This is a genomic window from Burkholderia aenigmatica (assembly GCF_902499175.1).
GTDB lineage: Bacteria > Pseudomonadota > Gammaproteobacteria > Burkholderiales > Burkholderiaceae > Burkholderia > Burkholderia aenigmatica.
In genome coordinates this window covers 1-20053 of the sequence record NZ_CABVQC010000033.1, presented here as the reverse complement: position 1 = coordinate 20053, position 20053 = coordinate 1, and the positions used below count along the sequence as shown (strand labels likewise).

Annotated in this window: 19 protein-coding genes; 12 read left to right on the top strand and 7 right to left on the bottom strand. The window is 59.6% G+C overall.

The window, feature by feature from the left end; genetic code table 11:
* Positions 1 to 20: 20 nt before the first annotated feature.
* From BDO18943_RS22985 to trbB, 6 genes are all read right to left on the bottom strand, one after another.
* Entirely contained in the window at positions 21 to 1301 is a 1281-nt protein-coding gene (locus BDO18943_RS22985) for a carbon-nitrogen hydrolase family protein (RefSeq protein ID WP_175024157.1), read from the bottom strand.
* Entirely contained in the window at positions 1298 to 3658 is a 2361-nt protein-coding gene (locus BDO18943_RS22980) for a TraG/VirB4 family ATPase (protein ID WP_175024156.1), read from the bottom strand. Before BDO18943_RS22980 ends, BDO18943_RS22985 begins: the two co-directional genes overlap by 4 nt.
* A 229-nt stretch (positions 3659 to 3887) precedes the next feature.
* Positions 3888 to 4208: a VirB3 family type IV secretion system protein gene (locus tag BDO18943_RS22975; protein ID WP_175024155.1), complete on the bottom strand. Its 321-nt coding sequence runs from the start codon at positions 4206 to 4208 to the stop codon at positions 3888 to 3890.
* A 16-nt stretch (positions 4209 to 4224) separates the two neighbouring features.
* Complete coding sequence (locus BDO18943_RS22970) at positions 4225 to 4572, bottom strand: TrbC/VirB2 family protein (RefSeq protein WP_175024154.1); 348 nt, start codon at positions 4570 to 4572, stop codon at positions 4225 to 4227.
* A 24-nt stretch (positions 4573 to 4596) separates the two neighbouring features.
* Positions 4597 to 4800, bottom strand: a complete 204-nt coding sequence (locus BDO18943_RS22965) for a hypothetical protein (protein ID WP_175024153.1) — start codon at positions 4798 to 4800, stop codon at positions 4597 to 4599.
* Positions 4801 to 4821: 21 nt separating this feature from the next.
* Positions 4822 to 5784, bottom strand: coding sequence for a P-type conjugative transfer ATPase TrbB (trbB, locus tag BDO18943_RS22960; protein WP_235996164.1), 963 nt, complete (start codon positions 5782 to 5784; stop codon positions 4822 to 4824).
* Positions 5785 to 5980: 196 nt separating this feature from the next.
* On the opposite strand from trbB, the gene BDO18943_RS22955 reads away from it, so the two are divergent.
* The 11 genes from BDO18943_RS22955 (at position 5981) to pilV (ending at position 17754) form a co-directional block, all read left to right on the top strand.
* Positions 5981 to 7084, top strand: a complete 1104-nt coding sequence (locus tag BDO18943_RS22955) for a TcpQ domain-containing protein (protein WP_175024152.1) — start codon at positions 5981 to 5983, stop codon at positions 7082 to 7084.
* An 11-nt stretch (positions 7085 to 7095) separates the two neighbouring features.
* Entirely contained in the window at positions 7096 to 7653 is a 558-nt protein-coding gene (locus BDO18943_RS22950) for a TcpQ domain-containing protein (RefSeq protein ID WP_175024151.1), read from the top strand.
* A gap of 14 nt (positions 7654 to 7667) precedes the next feature.
* On the top strand, positions 7668 to 9443 hold the full coding sequence (locus BDO18943_RS22945) for a secretin N-terminal domain-containing protein (RefSeq protein WP_175024150.1): 1776 nt from the start codon (positions 7668 to 7670) through the stop codon (positions 9441 to 9443).
* 392 nt (positions 9444 to 9835) lie between these two features.
* Positions 9836 to 10240 carry a type IV pilus biogenesis protein PilP gene (gene pilP, locus BDO18943_RS22940; RefSeq protein ID WP_175024149.1) on the top strand — a complete coding sequence of 135 codons (405 nt, stop codon included), beginning with the start codon at positions 9836 to 9838 and terminating at the stop codon, positions 10238 to 10240.
* Positions 10241 to 10242: 2 nt separating this feature from the next.
* Positions 10243 to 11412 carry a type 4b pilus protein PilO2 gene (gene pilO2 / locus BDO18943_RS22935; protein WP_175024148.1) on the top strand — a complete coding sequence of 390 codons (1170 nt, stop codon included), beginning with the start codon at positions 10243 to 10245 and terminating at the stop codon, positions 11410 to 11412.
* The gene (locus BDO18943_RS22930) at positions 11402 to 12988 is read left to right on the top strand and encodes an ATPase, T2SS/T4P/T4SS family (RefSeq protein WP_175024147.1); all 1587 of its coding nucleotides are present in this window, start codon (positions 11402 to 11404) and stop codon (positions 12986 to 12988) included. The genes pilO2 and BDO18943_RS22930 overlap by 11 nt, the downstream gene beginning before the upstream one ends.
* Positions 12975 to 14141, top strand: coding sequence for a type II secretion system F family protein (locus BDO18943_RS22925; RefSeq protein ID WP_175024146.1), 1167 nt, complete (start codon positions 12975 to 12977; stop codon positions 14139 to 14141). The genes BDO18943_RS22930 and BDO18943_RS22925 overlap by 14 nt, the downstream gene beginning before the upstream one ends.
* Positions 14142 to 14197: 56 nt before the next feature.
* Complete coding sequence (locus tag BDO18943_RS22920) at positions 14198 to 14674, top strand: type 4 pilus major pilin (RefSeq protein WP_175024145.1); 477 nt, start codon at positions 14198 to 14200, stop codon at positions 14672 to 14674.
* Positions 14675 to 14677: 3 nt separating this feature from the next.
* Positions 14678 to 15691, top strand: a complete 1014-nt coding sequence (locus tag BDO18943_RS22915; RefSeq protein ID WP_175024144.1) for an ATPase, T2SS/T4P/T4SS family — start codon at positions 14678 to 14680, stop codon at positions 15689 to 15691.
* Positions 15692 to 15704: 13 nt separating this feature from the next.
* Entirely contained in the window at positions 15705 to 16181 is a 477-nt protein-coding gene (locus BDO18943_RS22910; RefSeq protein WP_175024143.1) for a type IV pilus biogenesis protein PilM, read from the top strand.
* 19 nt (positions 16182 to 16200) lie between these two features.
* Positions 16201 to 17754, top strand: a complete 1554-nt coding sequence (pilV, locus tag BDO18943_RS22905) for a shufflon system plasmid conjugative transfer pilus tip adhesin PilV (RefSeq protein ID WP_175024142.1) — start codon at positions 16201 to 16203, stop codon at positions 17752 to 17754.
* A gap of 2 nt (positions 17755 to 17756) precedes the next feature.
* Here pilV and BDO18943_RS22900 read toward each other — a convergent pair whose 3' ends face one another.
* On the bottom strand, positions 17757 to 18011 hold the full coding sequence (locus tag BDO18943_RS22900) for a helix-turn-helix domain-containing protein (protein WP_175024141.1): 255 nt from the start codon (positions 18009 to 18011) through the stop codon (positions 17757 to 17759).
* Positions 18012 to 18150: 139 nt separating this feature from the next.
* Here BDO18943_RS22900 and BDO18943_RS22895 point away from each other — a divergent pair, with 139 nt between their 5' ends.
* On the top strand, positions 18151 to 19938 hold the full coding sequence (locus BDO18943_RS22895; protein WP_175024140.1) for a type IA DNA topoisomerase: 1788 nt from the start codon (positions 18151 to 18153) through the stop codon (positions 19936 to 19938).
* Positions 19939 to 20053: the final 115 nt, after the last annotated feature.

The window sequence follows — 20053 nt, the reverse complement described above, 5'->3', positions numbered from 1 at the left end:
ATTAATACCTCCCTTGAAAGTCACATGTTCTTGGCGGAAAACACCGGAACACCGAACAGGCGCGCAAACGCGTGAACGCTTTGAAATTGGATTTGTGGAATGTTGGTGGCTCGCGCCCACCAGACATTACTCACGGCAGCGATAAGGTCGGGCTTGTCCGCCATCAGCCGTAACAGTGAGTACGTCAAAAGTTGCTCATAGCAGATAGCTACGCCGACGCGACGCCCTTCAACCGTGATCGTGTTACCGCGCGCCAGCAAGTCCGCCTCTGCACCGTCGGCGGCCCAAGGTTTCCACATGGAGATTGGCACCGGAATGCCTTGTATTGCGGCCCGATCATCACCCCGCTGCGCGCCCAAGACCACAACCGCGTTCTTGTACCGCCCGTTGTCCTCAGGCAACTCAGCGCCAACCAACACCCTGGAGTTCTTAGCGACCAGCTCGCCTTCGGCCTCGCTGAGCATGGATTGCGCCACGCCGTCGAAGCGGCCAATTACCGTCTCAGGTAGCACGAGGGTCGCGCCGGGCGGCATGTCGGCGATGACACCACGCAACCACTGAATGCGGTCCATGGCGGAGAGGTACTGCGTCGCTTGGTCTGAACCGGCGCTTGAGAGTTTCGGGAAACTAGTGTCGAAGCCGAGCCAGCGTAGATGGATCACCGAATCCGCGTGCAACGCCGCTGCATTCGCAACGGCCGCTGCCACGACCAAGCCTGCTATCAACCGGCCCCTCCGTAGCACCAGGGCGATGAACAGTCCGACGGTCAGCGCCAAGCCCAACCACCCTGCAAAAGGGAACAAGATGCCGGCGACCGACAGCGGATTGAGCCACCCAACAATGCCGAGCGGTGGCGCTAGGCACAGAAGCAATGCAAGTGCGAAGCCGATCGCTCGCTTGCTGGGGACACTTGACCAACATAGCGCAAAGGGCATGCTCAACAACATGCTCGCGCCCAGCCACATTCCGAGTCCCCACCAGTGCGGAGCCGTGTCGCCAAAGAAGGCCACCGCTCCCCCCGGTAGACCTCTTGCACCTCCCGCGTAGTACGTCAGCATGAGCGCCAGGCCTTCCCATCGCGATCGCAATGCCCCCCACAGGAGAGGCAATAGGAGCAGACCAACAAGGCCCCACGTGCTCTCGCCGTGGCCCCATGCAATCCAACCGATCACCGCACCGACAGCAGCGGACATCATGAGGCGCAGCACACCCTGCAGCTTGCCTTCAGGGCGCTCTTGCAGCGGCCGAAGGAATCGGCCAACCCACGCGGCCCCCACCGAAGAAGCACCTGTGCCGATCATGCGGCCTCCCGATATAGATTGGCGTTGCTTGCCAGCTCCGGGTCAAGGCCACGTTGCTGCAGCCAGAATCCAACCCACTTGTCTCCGTGGATGCGGTGCAGTTCTTTGATTGCCTTGCGGTCTTCAACGCCTGAAGCGCCAACGAACGCCAAGGCCACCGGGCCAAGTTCGAGCTGGAAGAGACGGCGGCCGGCCGGGCTCGTGAAGAAGTAGTCGCGCTTCGGCGCAGCATTGACCAGCAACTCAATCTCGCGATCGGTAAGACGCATCGACTTGTAGAGCTTGAGGTTTTCTTCGGACTGCGCCTCGGGATTGGGCAGCAGGATCTTCGTCTGGCAAGCCGAGAAAATCGTCGACGCGATGGGCGAATTCGCGATGTCTTGCAGCTCTTGCGTTGCAAACACTACGAAGGCATTGGCTTTACGTAGAACCTTGAACCACTCCTTCAGTTTTTCGGCGAACAGTTCATGAGCCAACATCAACCAAGCTTCGTCCAGGATGATCATCGTGGGCGAACCGTCCAGCGAACGCTCGATCATTCGGAAGATGTACATCAAGACCGGTGCGACGTGCTTGTTGTTCATCTCCATCAGCTTCTCCATCTCGAAGACGGTGAATCGACTGGAAGTGATGGTGTCTTGGCGGGCGTTGAGCATGCCACCGGCCAGCGACGTCTCGTAGCCCATCAGGACATCCTTCACCTGACGGAGCTGCACAAGCTGGTTGAACTCAGTGAAGGAGCGCATGTGCACCGGACGCGTCTGCAGAAGCTCCAGGCAGCGATTAATCTCGGCCGTAACGTCGTGATCGACCTTGATGTTGTTGAGCGCAAGAATCGTCTCGACATAGCCCAGCGCCCAAGTGCGATCAGATTGCCGGTCGATGTGTACAAACGGCGCCAGCCCAATCTTCAGCGATTCCGGCGAATCCTCGTCCATGAAGTTGTAGTGGCTGCCTCCCGCCCCCAGGCATAGACCCAACAGCGACTCACCCTTCTCAAAGGCGACGACCTTCGCACCCGGATACCGAAAATGAGAGGCTGCCATCAACCCCAAGAGGGTCGATTTACCAGCGCCGGTCGGGCCGCAGACCAGTGTGTGGCCCACATCTCCGTTGTGCAAAACAACGCGAAACGGGGTGCCACCGCTGGCCGAACCCTGGAATAGCGGCGGCACTGGGCGATTGGGGAAGTACTTCTTGTAAAACGCGCACGGGTTCGATACCGGCCCCTGCCACGTCGACGTCAGCGGCAGGCAGTCAGCAAGGTTCATGCTGTGGATTTCCGGCTGGCGCACATTCTCATAGCCGTGGCCAGGCAGTGAGCCAAGGAATGCCTCTACGCAATTCACGTCCTCGTCGCGGCAAGGGAATCCGAGACCACCGACGTGCTTGATGAAGAAGCGGACGACGCCCTCCAGGTAACCCGCGTCATCGCCCATCAGCACAACGGTTGAGGCCCAAAACCCGTAGCTCACGTTGCCAGATTCGAGGTCCGTGAGCACCTCTTCCGCGTCGAGCGACATGTTCGCCGCGTCCTTATTGACAGGGCCATTCGTCTTCCCCGTCATATCGGCCACGAAGCCACGAATCTTCTGCCGCCATTTGCTACGGATTTTCTTTGTGCTCGCCTTCGCCTTCTCGGGGTCGCGCGCAATCCATCGAGTAGTCCAGCGGAACTTTACGTTGAATCGATTGAGCAACTCCAGAACACCGAATTGCGTCCCCTCGTCAGGCAGTCCTTCGATGGCCACAACGCGGATGTTCGTGCCGTTGATCTTCGGCCGAATGCCTGGAAGGAAGCTATAGCTCCCAATGGCATAGTCAACCCCACAGGGAATCGCCTTGCGTGGCACCCTCACCGGATTGGAAATGCCGGTCAGGCATTCATGAAAGAAGGCAAGCTGGTCTTCGTACCACACCATTCGGTGTGTAACAGGGTCGCGCTCTTGCCTCGGCATTAGGCGCACCAAGCTGGTTTTCATGCCCGATTCAAGGATCGAGACATAGTCGGCCAGGGTGCGCTCGAAATAGTCGAGACCCTTTTTCGAGATCTTTACCGGATCATTAACGCCCTTGTCGCTCGTTTCAAAAGCAAACGACTTGATCCGATTCACAAGAATTGGATCGGGAAGATACGTGAACGTGATGTAATAGTCGTTCTCGTAGTGGGCGCCCTCGGTGCGATACTGCTTTACGCGCTCATTCTCGATTGCGCGGGTGACTGGATCAGGAAAGGCGCCATTGTCCTCGTACTCGACGGACTCGGTGCGCAGCGTGGTCGAATGGATCATCCACCCACCCGCCAGCTTCTTCACCATCTCGTTCACGCGCTTGCGCAGAAAGGTCACGTCGGCCACGCTCGCGCACTGCATATCGGGACCTCGATACCGATACGTGGCCATAAGCTCACCGCCCTTTCCCAATACGACGCCAGGACGAGTGCATGAGTCGTAGCGAAGGAGGTCAGGTAGGCCTCCGCGCTTATCGCGAAACTCTTTATGAAAGAAGTCAACAGCTCCCAATCGGTCCTCCCGCAATTCTCAAAAAATGGGCGTCAATGTGGGCCCGCTTCAGCGGGCCCGCTGCTTAGTTTTTAAAATCGCGAATGTTGGGATGCTCTTTGCCAAGGTGCGACTTGGGGGCGTAATACTTGCCGTATTTAAGGTGCCGCAGGCCCACATCGATCATCCACGGATCTGCCGCATACATCTTTCGCGCGACCCAAACCACGCCCAGGAAAATGCCCCCTGGTACGAGAATGAATAGCCCGAAAGACAGGCCAAAACCCACGAACATGGTCCACCCGAGCGCTGCGCAGATAATGCCCACTCCGCCAACCAGGCGGCGGTCCCCTCCGAACCATGCGATTCGGCGCAGAAGGGACAGACGAACTGGAGCCTTTTCCATGGTCAGCCGTTGCTCATTACGAGCACGATGCGCTGCTCAAGGCGTTGTAGGCCATCGACAGGACGCCACCGAAGGAAAGGATCATCCCCACGATGGTCACGATCGTCACCATCTTCTTGACGCCATCGGTCAGCTCGGCCCCGAAAAGCAAGGCAAGTCCACCAGCCACCATGGCCAATACCGCTGTCCCGAAGAGGTACTTCCCGGTCAGCAAGTTCACGAGCGTGCAAACGCCTCCGCCCAACTCGTCGCCCCCGGCAGCAAAGGCGACGTTAACCGCCGCCATGAGCAACACACCGACCACGGTCGGAAGGTGCTTCTTGAACGCCTGCGCATTGAGCATTGATTGATGATTCGAGTACATCGAGATTCTCCGTTGTGGGTAAAGTCAAACCGGGTTGGGTTGCGGCTGGGTTCGGATGTACCGTCGCCAGACATAAACTCCGCCAATCGCAATCGCGAGTGACGATGCAAAGAGCACATAGAGCAAGGCCTGCGAAGGCGCGCTGCACTGCAATGTGCTGTGCGGCCACCGGACAAGCCCTTGGACCAGGCCATTTGCGGCGCTGGTCACGGTATCCAGAATGTCCATCTGTTCTCCGTAAGAAACTGCTTACTGGATGTTCTCGACCTTGAACCGCTGAGAGACTTCGTCGTAGCCCATCACGCGGACGATTTCTTTGACCTTTCGCTTGCCCTTCTCCTTTTGCAAAAAGACCACCACATTGACTGCCTCACCGATCAGAACTCGCTGCGGGTAAGCCGAGACTTCCTGAATGAGTTGGTCCATTCGCGTTAGTCCCTCATAGGCTGAGTTCGCGTGCGCGGTACCCATACCGCCCGGGTGCCCTGTGTTCCATAACTTCAACAACGCCAGTGCCGCCGCTCCGGCGCGCACCTCACCCACGGTGATCGAGTCTGGCCGCAGCCGGTTGACCGCCAGCGAGATGTCGGCCATGGTCGTCCACGGCGACGTACGCAAGAACAATCGGTTTTTCAGCGTGCATTGAAGCTCCTTGGTGTCTTCAAGCAGAAGCATCCGCACGTCAGGCACCAGCTCAGCCAGTTCAGCCAACATCGCGTTGCAGAAGGTGGTCTTCCCCGACCCCGTGCCACCAATAACCAAGACGTTCTTGCGCGCAATGAGCGCCTCGCGAATCAACTCGGCCTGGGTGAATGTCATCACCCCGGATCGGATGTAGTCAGCGAGTTGGTACACCTTTGTCGCTTTCTTACGAATGGCGAAGACCGCTCGCTCCACGACAGGCGGAGCTACACCTTCGAAACGCTCGCCGTTGAAAAGCACCAACTCCCCCTCAACGAAGGGATTCTGTTTTGACAACTCGCCATTGAGTGCCGACGACACCTGGCTGAGGATCGCCAACGCGTCGTTCGCCGAAATGGAGCCCACACAGACCATTTCACCGCGCGCCTCGACCCAGAGCGTTCCGTCGTCGTTGAGCATGACTTCGACGACATCGGGGTCCGCGAGAGCGCCCATGACTTTCTCTCCGAACGCGTAGGCCAACGCCTCCCTGCGCCGCTCGGCAAGCTCATCGTCCAGTTCTATTGCCACCTGATCCTTCCCATCGCTTTACATTCTTTTGCCGCAAAAGATGCCGGGGTTGCTGGCCCCACGCCTGCTTGCGCGGTTGCGGCGAATTATGCATGTACATTATCTTTTGCACAATGTTGCGCGGGTAGTGTACCATCGCACCACAAATAATGCACTTCGCTCCAAAGAGCGGTATTCCCAGGCCTCGGATCCAAACATGCGACCAAAGCTTTTCTCTGTGCGCCACTCCGTCGCCCCCCTCGTCGGGGCGCTGGCATTGATCACCAATGCACATGCCACCTACACGGTGATTGACGACGACCTCTATCCGACCGCAGCCATTCAGGCCCGTGATCGGTCGGGGGATGACCGGTCGGCAGAGAAATTCAAAGTCACCTTCAACAGAGGTTCATCGGTGGTGGGCCCGATGGCCCGCTCTTTCGTCGATGACTTGATCCCCCGCATGCAAGCAGCCTCCCGCATCCGTATCGTCGGCCGAACAGACTACGCATCAGCCACCGAAAACAAGAAGCAACATTCTCTCGGCATGGCTCGCGCCTCTGCGCTGCGCTCATATCTCATTCAGGCAGGGATCCCTTCAAACATCATCCAGGTCGACCTGGACGCAACGGGCAATCCGCTGGCTTCCAGTGGCATCTCGCCAGCCGAAATCATCATCTCGAACTCGCGCGATTCCGGACCATCCGTTGTCGATCAGGTCCGCGCACAATACCGCGCGCAACAGGATCAGGCGATCCCGCACGCTTACCAGTATCTGAATCAAGCCCCCGAAGCCGCAATGCGATCGGCGACATTGGCACCGGTCAACGTCGCCGCACAAGCCCAGGCTCCCGCCACTCGTTCGCCGACTGACGAACGGCTGATCCAGTACATCAACCAGGCAGTCCAGACGGGCCAAATGCTCCCGTCGGTCGCTGCACAGATACTGCGCAGCCTCGCCGAGGCAAGCACGAGCGCGCAACCGCCCCAACCCACGGCCGCACCACAAGCACAGGCCCTGCTCGCCGCATATCCCTCAACTACAACCGTCAATCGTGCACCGGTCCGCGTTGAGCGCTGGGTGCTCGACGCACGCCTGACGCTGAAGGACAACCTCGACGAGTGGTCCAAGTCCTCAGGCTGGAAACCGACCGTTTGGGACGCCGGCAACTTCTATCAGGTCACGAACACAACGACTCTCGACGGCGCGTTCCCGGATGTGTTGAAGCGAATCGCCGACAGCACGGGCCTGAACATTTGCGCCATCACCCGTGACAAGTTCGTGCGCGTGACGGACCCCAACGTTCCTTGCAGCAAATAAAGGACACACCTATGCAAGTCAGCAAGTCCATCGGGATTCTTTTGGCCGCTGCCGGTTCGCTTGGGCATGTCGCCGCATCGCAAGCGCAAGAACTCTCCATTCGCCCGCTGCCGATCGCCCCGGCAGCTCAGCCGGCACCGACTGAACCGCTCGCGCTCGCTGTTCCCGTCGCTGAGACGGCAAACCAGTTGAAGACCGAAGCACTCGCGCTTGCGGTCCCCGCGACAGCGAACCCTCCCAAGACCGAAGCACTCGCTGTTCCCGCCGCAGCGACAACAGCGCCCGTTGCAGCGGCATTGCCCATTCAGCAGATCTGGACGCTGACAGCAGGCGTCACGATCAAGGAAAACTTGGAAACCTGGGCCGAAAAAGTCCAATGGCACATCGTCTGGCCCGAGACCCTGAAGACTTGGGTCGTGCCCAACGAAACGTCTTTCACAGGCAGCTTCGCCGACGCAGCCGAGAAGGTCATCAAGACCCTCGCAGAAAACGGCGCGCTCGTGCGAGCCATTACCTACGAGGGCAACAAAACCTTCGTGGTGTCTGGTCCTGGCCTCGCTCAACAGTAACGACGCACACGCTCATGCAGACTTCCAACACTCAATCGCCTGGCTTGTCCGCCCTTCCGCGCAAGCATCTGGCCATCACGATCAGTGCCCTGCTGAGCGTGGCTCCTCTCGCTGGCTGCGGTACGGTCAAGAATGACGTGATCGCCATGAAGGCTCAAGCTTCCGGCAGGATCGCCGAGGAGACTGAAAAGCAAGCGCAACCCTTGCCGGTTGTCACCCGCACGCAAGCAGCTTGGCTGCTCGGCGAGGCGGTGCCCGTTGTTGCTCCACCCCCAGCCTTCCTATCGCGGACCATTACCTACAACCCGCGCCAGCTTGTCACGCTGACAGACATCGCGGCCTATATCAGCCAGACGCTCGGTATCCGCATCGACACGTCCGAAGTGTGGAGCGGCGCCGCCGGAATGCCCTTTGGTGGCAGCATGGCAGGCGCGACCTCCCCAACTGTGCCGGCGATCAGCGGCGCGCCCAGCGGCAATTCGGCTCTCAGCATTAATGGCTCGCCTGCAGCGCCACAGCCAGGCGCAGTACTTCCCGGCGCGGCATCTGCTAGCGCAGCCATGGGCATGTACTCGGGCTCGCAATACTTCTCGGTCGACTACAGCGGCAAGCTGCGCGGGCTGCTCGACATCGCCGCGAGCAAATCGGGAGTCTGGTGGAAATATGTCGACGGTCGCGGAATCATCTTCTATCGGTCCGAGACCAAAACGTTCTATCTCCCAGCTCTTGCAAACAAGTCCACTGGCGGCGGCAAGATTTCCGCGAACTCGAACAGTTCCGGAGCCGGCACTTCGAGCAGCTCCCCGTCTAGCAGCAGTAGCAGTGGCGGCGGCGGTGGCATCTCGTCGATGGGAGGCTCCAACGCGAGCACCGAGTTCGAAGTGGACATCTGGGGCGATCTGAAGAAGACCGCCGAAACGGTTGCAGCAGGCGGCAAGGTTGATGTGAACCCCTCCGCAGGAAGCGTCACTGTCACCGGCACACCGACGCAAGTTCGCAACATCGAAGAGTGGATCAAGCCGCTCACCGACAACCTGAGCCAGCAGGTCCAAATTACGTTGGATGTCTTCACGGTCAAGGTCAAGGCAGAAGAGAACTACAACTGGAATCCGAGCGTCGTCTTCAAGTCGCTCTCTGGCAAATGGGGCGTCAACCTGACCGGCCCGCAAGCACCGGCCATCGTCTCGGGCACGAACCCGCTCAACCTGACTGCCAGCATCCTCAGTACCGCCACAGGCGGCCTGGCACAGTTCAGCGGATCACAGTTCGCCTACAACGCCCTGTCTTCGCTCGGAGATGTCGCACAGGTCATGCACCAAACGGTCGTGACCCTCAATGGTCGCCCGGCACCAATGCAAATGGCCGACATCGAAGGCTACCTGGCATCCCAAACACCCTCGGCTTCCGTCGCAGTCGGCGCCACTCCGCTGCCCCCAAGCCTGACGCCCGGGTCGCTGACCACGGGCTTCACCGCCACGTTCATCCCGAAAGTCGTCAACGGGAAGATCTTCCTAGCGATGGATATGACGAGCAGCAACAACAACGGTTTCGGCCAAGCAGGCACGTCCACGTCCTTCATCCAGACGCCGAACTACAGCCAAAACACCTTCCAGCAAAGCGCCATGCTGACGCCGGGCGCCTCGCTCATGCTGACAAGCGTGCAGCAGCACAACGGCAAATCCAATCGCAATGGTGTGGGCACCCCAAGCAACTTTGCCTTCGGTGGCGGCCTGGATGACTCCACCAGCAAGCAACTCACCGCCATCGTCATCACCGCGAAGGTTCTCTGATGAACACCATTTCCAGTCTCCGCGTCGGCCTGATCGTTCTCTGCACATCCAGCTCTCTGCTGGCTCACGCAGATCTTTTGCCCGATCCGCTGAGCGCGCTGCCAGCAGACGTCGCACGGTCGACGAAGGCAAGTATGCCCAATGCCCCCGCACCGGCGAACGCCGGAAATGCCAAGCCAACATCCGGCCCGACTCCCGCTCCCGCCGCTCCCGCCGCTCCCGCCGCGCCTGCGGCGCCCGCGCCCGCGCCCGCACCTGTAGCGTCAGCTCCTGCGGCTCCCGCACCTCTTGCCGCCTCGCAGCCGAATCCTTCCCCTGCGCCGGCCAGCGCCAAGCCGGCAGCACCCTCTGCCCCAGTTGCCGCGCCCAAGCCAACCCAGGCACAGAACGACATGGACCAGGCCACACATGAGCGCCGGATTTTCACGCAGACGACGAGCGAGACCTTTCGCCAGCTCGACGAATTGCGTACGCGCAATGCAGTGCTTGCCGAGTTGGTGAAAGAAGCAGAGCAGAAGGCGAAGCTCTCCACCCAAGGCGGAGGCGTAGCCCCGGGTAGCTCCACCGTCAATATCACACGCACTGTTCAAGTTCTTGCCATCTACGGTCTCGATGACAAGCTCACTGCAGTGGTTTCTCTTAGCAATGGCAGCACGATGAAGGCTCACGAAGGCTCGCCCATTCCCGGGGTTGGCAAAGTGAAGTCGATCTCTCGCGATGAAGTTCTCGTTGCCACCAAGACGGGCATTCGCCCCCTCGACATGGTGCCGGTCAACGCCTTTCCTGGCGCACGCTGAGCATGGCTAACGTCATCCAAATCGGCAAGCGCCGTTGGCTCGCTGGCATGACTTGGGCCTCTTATGAAGACACCCCCGACAAAGGCGAGCTTCGCGACGATGCAAAGCGATTGAACTCAACCTGGTCGGCCGTGCGCATCGGAGAAGATTGCATCCAAGCAGGGTTTTGCAGCGCTGTGGAAGGCGCCAACGTGGGCAAGCTATACAGCCTTGCCGCCATGCTCGCTGACTCGCGCAAACAGCCATGGCTTGGCATCTTCAAGATCGAAGAGGATCTCTGGTGGTACATCGCCGTTCGCGACGGCCACGCCATCCTCCCCGATGGCGACGTGCTCGGTGACAGGGATGAAATCTTCGCCGCACGCGAGAAGCACTCGGGTTACACGGACTGGAACTACGTCGAAGGCGACGTGGCGCTACTCGAAGACTTAATCAAAGACATTGACGAGCGCCCGACACGCATCAAGTCCCTGGAAGGCATTCCCCTCAAGCACAAGTTGCTTGTCGGCGCCGGGGTTGTTGCATTGGCCGGTTCGGCAGTAGGTAGCTACTGGTGGTACCAAGCTGCTAAGCAGCGCGAGGAAATGGAACGCATTCGCGCGCAAATCGCCAACGCCGTGCCGGAAGTTAAGCCAGTCACTTCCACGCCGGCGACAACCATACCGCTTCCGACTGCTCTGCTGCATGCTTGCGGCAAGGCTGTGACGCTGCCGATCTCTCAGTACGGTTGGCTCATCGACAACGTCAGTTGCGCAGTCAACTCGGCAACTGTTGTCTGGGCCCGCAAGGATGGTGCGACGGTTGATTTCCGACCGGACGGAGAACTGTCGGCCGACGGCCAGAAGGTCACGCAGACGATTGACTTGCGCCTGACCCAACAATCCACCGACGACCGCATTGCACTCAGCGAAGCGTGGGAACAACTACTTGCTTGGTCCCAGGCTGCTGGCTTCACTGCTACTGCCACCGTCGCCAGCGCCGACAAGAACGCTTCCGCGTTGCCCGGCGCCACCCCCAACGCTGCGCCATTGCCGACCGAGAAGAACGTGGCAATCAGTGTCAACGTTTCGCCGTTCGATCTCGATTTCTCTGAAATCCCCGGTCTGCGCCTCACAGCCATCAAGATGTCTGCAAGCGGCTGGGACCTGACAGGAGTGCTCTATGGACGTTGACTTCAAAGACGAATCCAGCGCACTGCCGTTGCCTGAGAGCTTTGTCGAAAAGACTGCCATCGACACGCTCAAGCGCACGGTCTACGTGGAACGCACCTCTGCTGGAGACCCGGTCCTTCTCACCTGGGTCGACCGTAACCGCTCCCGTGGCATCGTCTTCACGGTAAAGCCGGTCGAATTCGACGAGGTAGTCCGTCTTCGGAACTCGGGTCTGCGTCAAGCCGAAGAGTCCGACGTGGACATGAAGGTTAAGGCAGAGGCCATTGAGATCATCAAGACCGCTGCACGCTATCGTGCTCACGACCTTCACTTCAATTTACGCGGCTCACACACCGAGATCCAGATCGGTGTCAACGGCGGCCTGCGTGTGCTCGCGCAAAAGACTCAGCAAGATGGGGAGGCGCTGACTCGCGCAATTTACCAAGGCATCGCAAAGGTCCGCGACGCCAGCTACAACATTCTCGACTTTCAGAACGCCCAAATTCCGGGCGAGGCACTTCCGCCAGAAACGCTGCTTACGTCGGTGCGCATCATACGTGGCCCGAGCTTTCCGCAAGCCCAAGGCGGTGCGTTCATGACGCTCCGCCTGCAGTATGCGACTGCCCAAGTCGAGCAGGTTCAACTCAAGGCCCTGGAACTTCCGCGCCGGCCTGAAGGCTCTTTCCAACTAGGCGGCATGGGATTCAGGCCAAAGAGCCTTGAGAAGGTACGGTTGCTCATGGATGCGCCCAACGGCATCGTGATCTTCACTGGTCCGACAGCGTCTGGGAAGACTACCAGCCTGTACGAGGTGCTCAAGGAGCAGGCCCGCAAGAAGCCGCAGAGCCGCCAGGTCACCATCGAGGATCCGGTCGAATACCCGATGACCTGGGGCGTGCAAATGGCCGTGACGAATGCTCGCAATGAGGCAGAGGCCGGCGCGGCATTTCTTGATCGCGTTCGCGTCGCGCTTCGCATGGCACCCAAGATCATGCTGTTTGGCGAGCTGCGCGGCCCTGACGTGACCGCTGCGGCGATCGAGGCCGCCGTGACTGGCCACCAAGTCTGGACGACGCTGCACGTCACCGACCCTTTCCTGTTCGTTGACCGCATCGAGATCATGGACAGCCGGCGCTTGGCGCGCAAGGTCTTCTGTGACCACAAGATTGTCCGAGGTGTGATCGCCCAGCGTCTGCTGCCTCAACTCTGCCGGCGCTGCAGCCAGCCGTTGCACAAGGCCCCTGACGCGCTCTCCGCACGTATCGTCAATGCACTGCGAACCTGGGGCGACCTCAAACTCGTGCGCCTCAAGGGCGCAGGCTGTGAGCACTGCAACTATGACGGCACCACGGTGCGCTTTGCAGTGGCGGAAGTTGTGGTGATGGACGCCAAGGTCATGAAGGATTTTGTCTTGCACGGCAGCGAAGCGGCTCGCGATAACTATTACGCTCGCCCAGACGCGGACCCTTCAATGCTCGCCTCCGCGATCCATTACGCGCTGTCGGGTACCGTGGATCCGCGCGACGTTGAAACGGAAGTGGATCTCATCGAGCCGAAGTCCGCGGCGCACGTCGGAGCCAAGCATGTACAGCATTAAGTCTGCGCTCGGCCTGGCCAAGGGCAAAAAGTACCGTGCTGCAAAGCGTGCTCGCCCGCAAAAGCGTCGAGGCGTCTGGACCAGGATTACGCACTTTGCCGACAAGCTCGCCTTCTCTTGGCCAGTGCGTCAGGGCCTGTATCGCCACCTGGCCGCGCAGGTTGGCAACACCATACCCGTCGAGACGGCGCTGGATAACTACCGGCTGCGACTGCAGCGGCGAAACCGCGTCAGCTCGGACAAGATCGTCGCCGACATTTCTCGGCGCATGCGCGATGGTTCGTCGCTAGCTGCTGCCATGTCGAAATGGATCCCGGCTGACGAGGTCAGCATGATCAACAGCGGCGAGCTATCTGGCAATCTTTCCAATGCGCTAGACCTCCTGGTCGAGTCGAAGCGCAGCGTGGCCAACGTAATGAAAACTGCCAAGTCCGCTCTGACTCGACCGCTGATCTACACCATCGCCATCTACGCATTCATCTGGGCACTGGGCACCTTCATCATTCCCGATCTGGAGTACGTGCTTCCCGCAGACCGCGCAAGGGGTCTAGCCCGGGGGATGTTCCAAGCTGCCCATTTGGCCAATAGCTGGGTCGCGTTCATTCCGCCGGTAATCGGCAACATCATCTACCGACTGGTCGCCTATTCGCTTCCCCGCTGGAAGGGACGCTATCGCGTGGCCGCAGAGCGTTACCTCCCTTACAGCTTTTACCGCGACATCGAGGGCTATCGCTGGTTGATGGGGTTCACGGCACTGCTCGGCGCCGGCATGCCCGACGTCGAGATCCTGAAGAACCAATACAAATACGCTACCCCTTGGCTGCACGAACGCCTGTACGCCCTCTGGTGGCGCATGGACAACGGCGCAACCCTGCCTGAGGCCCTCTTGGCCAAAGGAAAAGGCGGCATGCCTCCGTTCGGCTTCCCTAACCCCGACATCGTTGATGACATCGCATCGTTGGCCGGCTTCTCGGACTTTCCTGTGCGCATCAAGAAGGTCGCCAGTACTTGGGCAGCAGATCTCGAAGAGGACATGAAAGAGAAGGCCAACCGCTTTGGCTTCTACGCCGAAGCGGTGATGTATGGGGTGATTACCCTGCTCATCGTCGCCGTCAACGCCATGTCGAACCAAATGGGCTCGTTCTCGGGGTAAAGCTCGATCCCTGTCTTTTATTCACCCCCCCACCTTCAATTTGGAGCATTGTCATCATGAGTGAAATCCTCGGCACCCTGTTCAAGTACCTCGGCCAGATGATCGGCGTCGCAGCAGTTGGCCTGGTTCTGTGGGCCGTTTTCGGCTCGTCCAAGACCTCCAACGCGATTAGCGATCTCAGTCAGTTGCAGGGCAACATCCAGACCTTGTACAACACCCAATCCACGTTCACAACGGTGACCACAGCCGTAGCCCTCACCCAAGCTCCGGCGCGAATGATCAATGGCACCAACCTGGTCAATCCCTGGTCCGGTGCGGTCACGGTCAACGTCAATGCCTCTGACGCATTGAAATTCGACGTGACCGAAGCCGGTGTGCCGACCGATGCCTGCAGCAAGATGGCCACCAACACCCCGACCGCTGTTGGCCTGAAGATCAATGGTGCGGCCCAAACCTTGCCCATCGATGCAGGTACGGCGGTTACAGCCTGCAATACCGCAACCAACACGCTGATTTTCACTTACAGCCATTAATCCATGATGTTGCAAGACCTGGAGTTCTCGGATCTGTACGTTGCGGAAGCGCCCGGCGACTGCTGGTTCAAGCCCACGCCCGACTCGATGAACGTTGTGCCTGTTGCCAGCGCCTGCGCGGAGGAGCTTGTCGCTCTGCGCAAGTTCCTTCAAGCCCAAGCACAAAGCCGAGGCCCTTCGTTCCGCGTTAATTGGCCGCAGAAGGGTGGGCCGCGCATGCGCGTTGGCCAGATGCAGCTTGCTACAGGTCAGAGCCTCTTTGTCTGTCGTCGGTATCGCATGCCCCCGGGCAATCTCACTGCCCTGGGGGTGCCCCCGACCTTCGCCAGGAAGCTCAACGACGTAGCGCTAACAGAAGGCCTTGTGGTTTTCATGGGAAAGGCTGGCAGCGGAAAGACGACTACCGCTGCGTCATTCATCTCTGAGCGCCTGACCATGCACGGCGGCGTTTGCTGGACCGTCGAGAATCCCATCGAAATTCCGCTGCAAGGTAAGCACGGCAAAGGATGGTGCTACCAGACAGAGGTGGGCTCGGATGAAGACATCGGGCCGGCGATCCGCAACATGCTGCGTGCCAGCCCCAACATCATCTTCATCGGCGAGCTGCGTGAGAGCGTGGCGGTGCGCGAGGCAATCACTGCCAGCGTCAGCGGCCATCTCGTGGTCGCAACTTTTCATGCCGGTGACCTGGTCACCGGGCTGTCGCGCCTTGCCATGCTTGCCAACAACGACAAAATTTCCGCTGCTTTGGCCGACGCCCTCCGTGTTGCCGCTCATCTGACTTTGCATATCGCGGAGCCAGGGAAGTTGCCGCCACCATCAGTGCAGCCCTTCACACTGCCTGATTCGAAGGGCACGGGGACCCCTCCCCGCATACTTTCTTTCGAGCCTCTGTGGATGGGCAACGAACTGAAAGAGAGCCTGCAGTCCATCGTGCGCGACGGCACCTTCAAATTGCTCAATAGCGAGGTTGAACGCCAACGTCGTCTCGCGATGCGCTCCCCCCATCTGCCATGACGAAGGAACAGCCATGCGATTGATGCCTGTGGTGGTTTTCGCTTTCTTCACTGGCCTCTTGGCAATCTACCGCCTCCAAAGCACAACGATCACCCCGCAGACGCAAGTGCTGCAGGCGGTCCAATCAGGCCAAACGTTCATCGCCTACGCCAATGCGGTCGCTGTTTTCTTGAAAAGCAACCCATCATTCGTCGGCACAGTCTCGGCCCCGCAACTTGCCGCGCAGGGGACGCCGTTCTCAGCACCGTTTCTTGCGAGCGCCGGCAATGCCGTCACGCCGTTCGGCGCAGCCGGCCGGACCATCACGACCTACGCTCTGCTGCCAGCCGGCGCGATCAACACCATCGTGTCTGCAACTGGGGGCGATGCGGCCTATGGCCTCTCGTCAGGCACCACATGGACCAGCGTAGCCCCGGGCTCAAGCGCCCAAGCACTCGCGACGAGCGTACCCAACGGTAGCGTCGTCTCCGTCATCCAAATCGGCCTGTAATCAGGATCGGACAGAAATCATGAGCGAAGTCCTTGGCGTCCTCTTTGCGATCATCGTCGGCCTGACGTTTATTCCCAAGCTGTCGACGATCTCTCAAACCGCGAGCGACAACACGCGAGCAGCCTCAACAGCTCAGCAGCAACTCAAGCTGATTGACGTTGGCTCGGACTACATCAAGAAGTACAGCACGAACCTGCAAAGCGTCGCCACCTCCACGAGTCCGGCCATCATCACCGTGCCGATGCTGCAGGCGGTGAACCTCCTGGACGGGTCGTTCAACGCGACAAATCCGTATGGTCAGACCTGGCAGATAGCGGTACTGCAGCCCAGTCCTGGCAACCTACAGGCTCTGGTCATGAGCTACGGCGGCACGGCCATGAACGACATGACCGCATCGAAGATCGCTGGGCTCGTAGGTCAACCTGGCGGCATTATTCCGAAGAATGATTCAGGCATTTACCCGGGCGGAGCCGCTACAGCCTATGGCTCTTGGGGCGGTTGGACTCAGTCCACTGCCAACTATCCGTCCGTTTCTGGCGGCCACGTCGCGGCGCTCCTGAACTTCAACAATGGGCAATTGAGCAGCAACTACCTGTACCGCAATGCGGTACCTGGTCAGCAACAGCTCAACACGATGAACACCCCCGTGATCTACGGTCCTGGTGCCATCGGAACGCTGAACCAACCATGCTCGCCTGTTGGCGCCTTTGGGCGAGACTCGATGGGCGCAAGTCTGAGTTGCCAAGGCATTGACCCCAACGGGAAATGGCAAAAGGCGTCGACGAGCCCGAACATGTACCGCTACGTGTTCACAAGCAGCACTTCTTGGACTGTTCCGTCTGGCGTCAAATCCGCGCTGGTGACGATGGCTGGAGGGGGAGCGTCGGGGTTAGGCTGGCGATTCGCTAGCCAGTACATCACCGGATCCTCGGGCGGGTTCGTCTTTTCTGCCCCTGTCAATTTGACGGCAGGCGAAACATTAAGTGTTGTGGTGGGGAAAGGGGCACCTGGCTACGGTCCACTCGACTCAGGGAGGCTCGCCCCGCCCGAATACGTCTACCACATCATGGTTCCGCCATCGAATGACGATGGCCTTGGAGGCTATCCCGGTGAAAGGTCACAGTTGATCTCCCCGAGTCAGGGCGTTTTGCTGGAGTGCGATGGCGGTAGTGGCGCAACTACGGTCACGGCCGATACGATCAACGGCGGCGTTTTGATCCCCGGCCCAAATAACGGGGCATGGGCCTACAGCGGATTGGGGACGATTCCGGTCCCAAATCGTGTCGCTGCTGGTCCATATGCGAATGGGGGCGGTGGGCCGGGCGCTTGCGGCTACAGTGCCTATGGCATCGGCAATCCGGGACAGAACGCCTACACGCCGGACCCAGCTCATAACGCACTGAGCAGCGGTACTTATCCCGGTGGCTTGTCGCCCTTTGGATACGGGTCAGGGGGAAGCGTCTCTATATCCGGTTGCCGAGTAGATGGGCCACCCAACCAGGCCAACCAGGGAACTTGCGTCTGGAACAACGCTGGCCGAGACGGCGTTGTGATTATCGACGTGCTCTATTGACCCTACCCCGAACGTTTCGAGGTCTTCCGGAGTTCGTCAAAGGTCATCTTGATGAACTCCTCTTCACCGACGTTCAAAGCCTCGGCCAGCTTCGCGATGGTGTTAAGCGTCGGCGAACGTGCCCCTCTCTCAAGCAACGAAATGTAGTTCCTTGTGAGATTGCACTCAAAACTCAAAAACTCTTGTGTCCAGCCACGTTCTCTGCGCAACCTGGCCAGAACTCTGCCGAAGGCTGCATTAAGGTTTAAGGATTTCATGCCTTGGCACCCATCTGGGGGCCTGCATGATATGTATTGCTTCACACGCCGTCTTCACACAATAGTTTGCAATTACGGTGCGGCAGACGCAGCAACGGCCTTTTGCAGCAAAAGTTGCGTTTGCCGTCCATGAAGGAACATGACTTCACAGGCCACTCCCGCCCCGCTGCTGATCGTCGAGTCTCCTAGTAAGGCCGAGAAGATCGGAGAGATGTTTCAGGGCCAATTCAAGGTCATGGCGACCTATGGGCACATTTGCGATCTGAGGCGCAATCCCAGAGTCGGCGTCGGCATCTACCGCGACTCGATGCAAGGGGACTACGTGCTGACATCGGACGCAAACCGACGCATCGACGGCACGCGGGCAGTCGAAAGAATTCGCAAGTACCTGCGCGACAATCCGGGAACCACGGTCTATATCGGGACCGATGACGATCGCGAGGGTGAGTCGATTGCTGCATTCGTGACGAAGTACCTGCAGCTCAAGAACCCGAAACGCATGCGCTTCAGCGCGATCACCCGCGAGCAGATCGAGCACGCGTTTCAGCATGCCGACCGTATCGACTGGAACGCAGTTGCCTCTCGTGAAGCGCGCCGGCTGCTCGACCGAATCATCGAATATGTGGCCTCGCCGGTTCTGACCCCCCAGTTCAACAAGAAGGGCATCGCCGCTGACCGCGTGCAAACTGCTGTTGAGGCGCTCGTGATCGAGCGCGAGCGCAAGATCCGCAACTACGTGGCGCAGACCTATTACACCGTTCACGTGGATCTCCGAGGCTGGCAAGCCGAGTGGCAGTACCGCGCGCCCAGCATCCCGGGAAAGGGTCCAAAGCCCAACAGCGAATACGACATAGATGATGCTACCCAGCGATGCTTCGATGCCGAGTTGGCCAAGGCTGTCAGCAAGCAGCGCGGACTCGCCATCGAGTCGCTCGAAGACCAGGTCGAGCAATGCCTACCGCCCCCTCCGTTCAACACGTACAGTCTGCTGCAGGCGGCCAATCGCATTTTCGGGTGGGACGCGGAAACGACCATGCATGTCGCCCAGAAGCTCTTTGAAGGAGACGGATCCGGCCACGGCCACATCACGTACCACCGAACTAGCAGCCTCAACATCGACGCCGGAACGGTCGAAGAGATTCGCGCCCTGCTGCGAGCGCAGGGCGAGGTAGTACCCACCACCCTCAACCGCTCGACAATCAAGACTAGGAACGCACAGGAAGGCCGCGAGGCCATTCGGCCCGCGTACATCGACGTAGAAGAAGCCGGAGCATCGGACGAGCAGCGTGCTCTCTATAAGCTGATCCGTGAGCGAGCCCTCTACAGTCAACTGGCGCCGGCACGGTTTGTCGTCAGGCGCATCACTCTCATCGACGCACGGAACACGAATCGATTTGTCGCGAAGGACCGGGCTCTTCTGGAGGCTGGATGGCTGGAAAGTCCCGTAGCAAATTCCCCCGTCTTGCAGGACGACGATGGAAGCCGCTGGGAAGATAGGGCGACTATTCGTCTACCTCGGCTGGCTCCAGGCAGCGCGGTCAATGTCGGTTACGCCGAGGTGCGCAGCCACACCACCCAGACGCCTCCTCGTTACACGCTGATAAGCCTGGCCGCCAAACTTGAGAAGCTTGGTATCGGACGCCCTGCAACGCTGGCCGCGATCCTCAAGGGGGTGCCGACCAAGGGCACCGTCAAGCTACGAATGGACGGGACACTCGAAGCGTCGCCATTGGCCGAGAAGTGTTACGACGTCCTGTATCCGTGCTTTGGCTTCTCGCACATTGGCTATACGGCCGAGCTGGAAGCCGCCTTGGACCAGATCGCCAAGGGGACGCTGGACGGCCCGCGCCTGGTAGGACACGTGTGGGATCGGCTCGATGCAGATTGCGCGGCCCTAAGGCACCAAGAGGCCGGTGCGACCTCCTAGCGCAGCCATACCGCCTCACTCACGAGATCCGCGTCGAACCCCGGCGGTCGGTCAAATTCCTCCGGGTATGGTCACTTCAAATTCCCCCACCTGACGACCGTCGGCTGAGCCACTA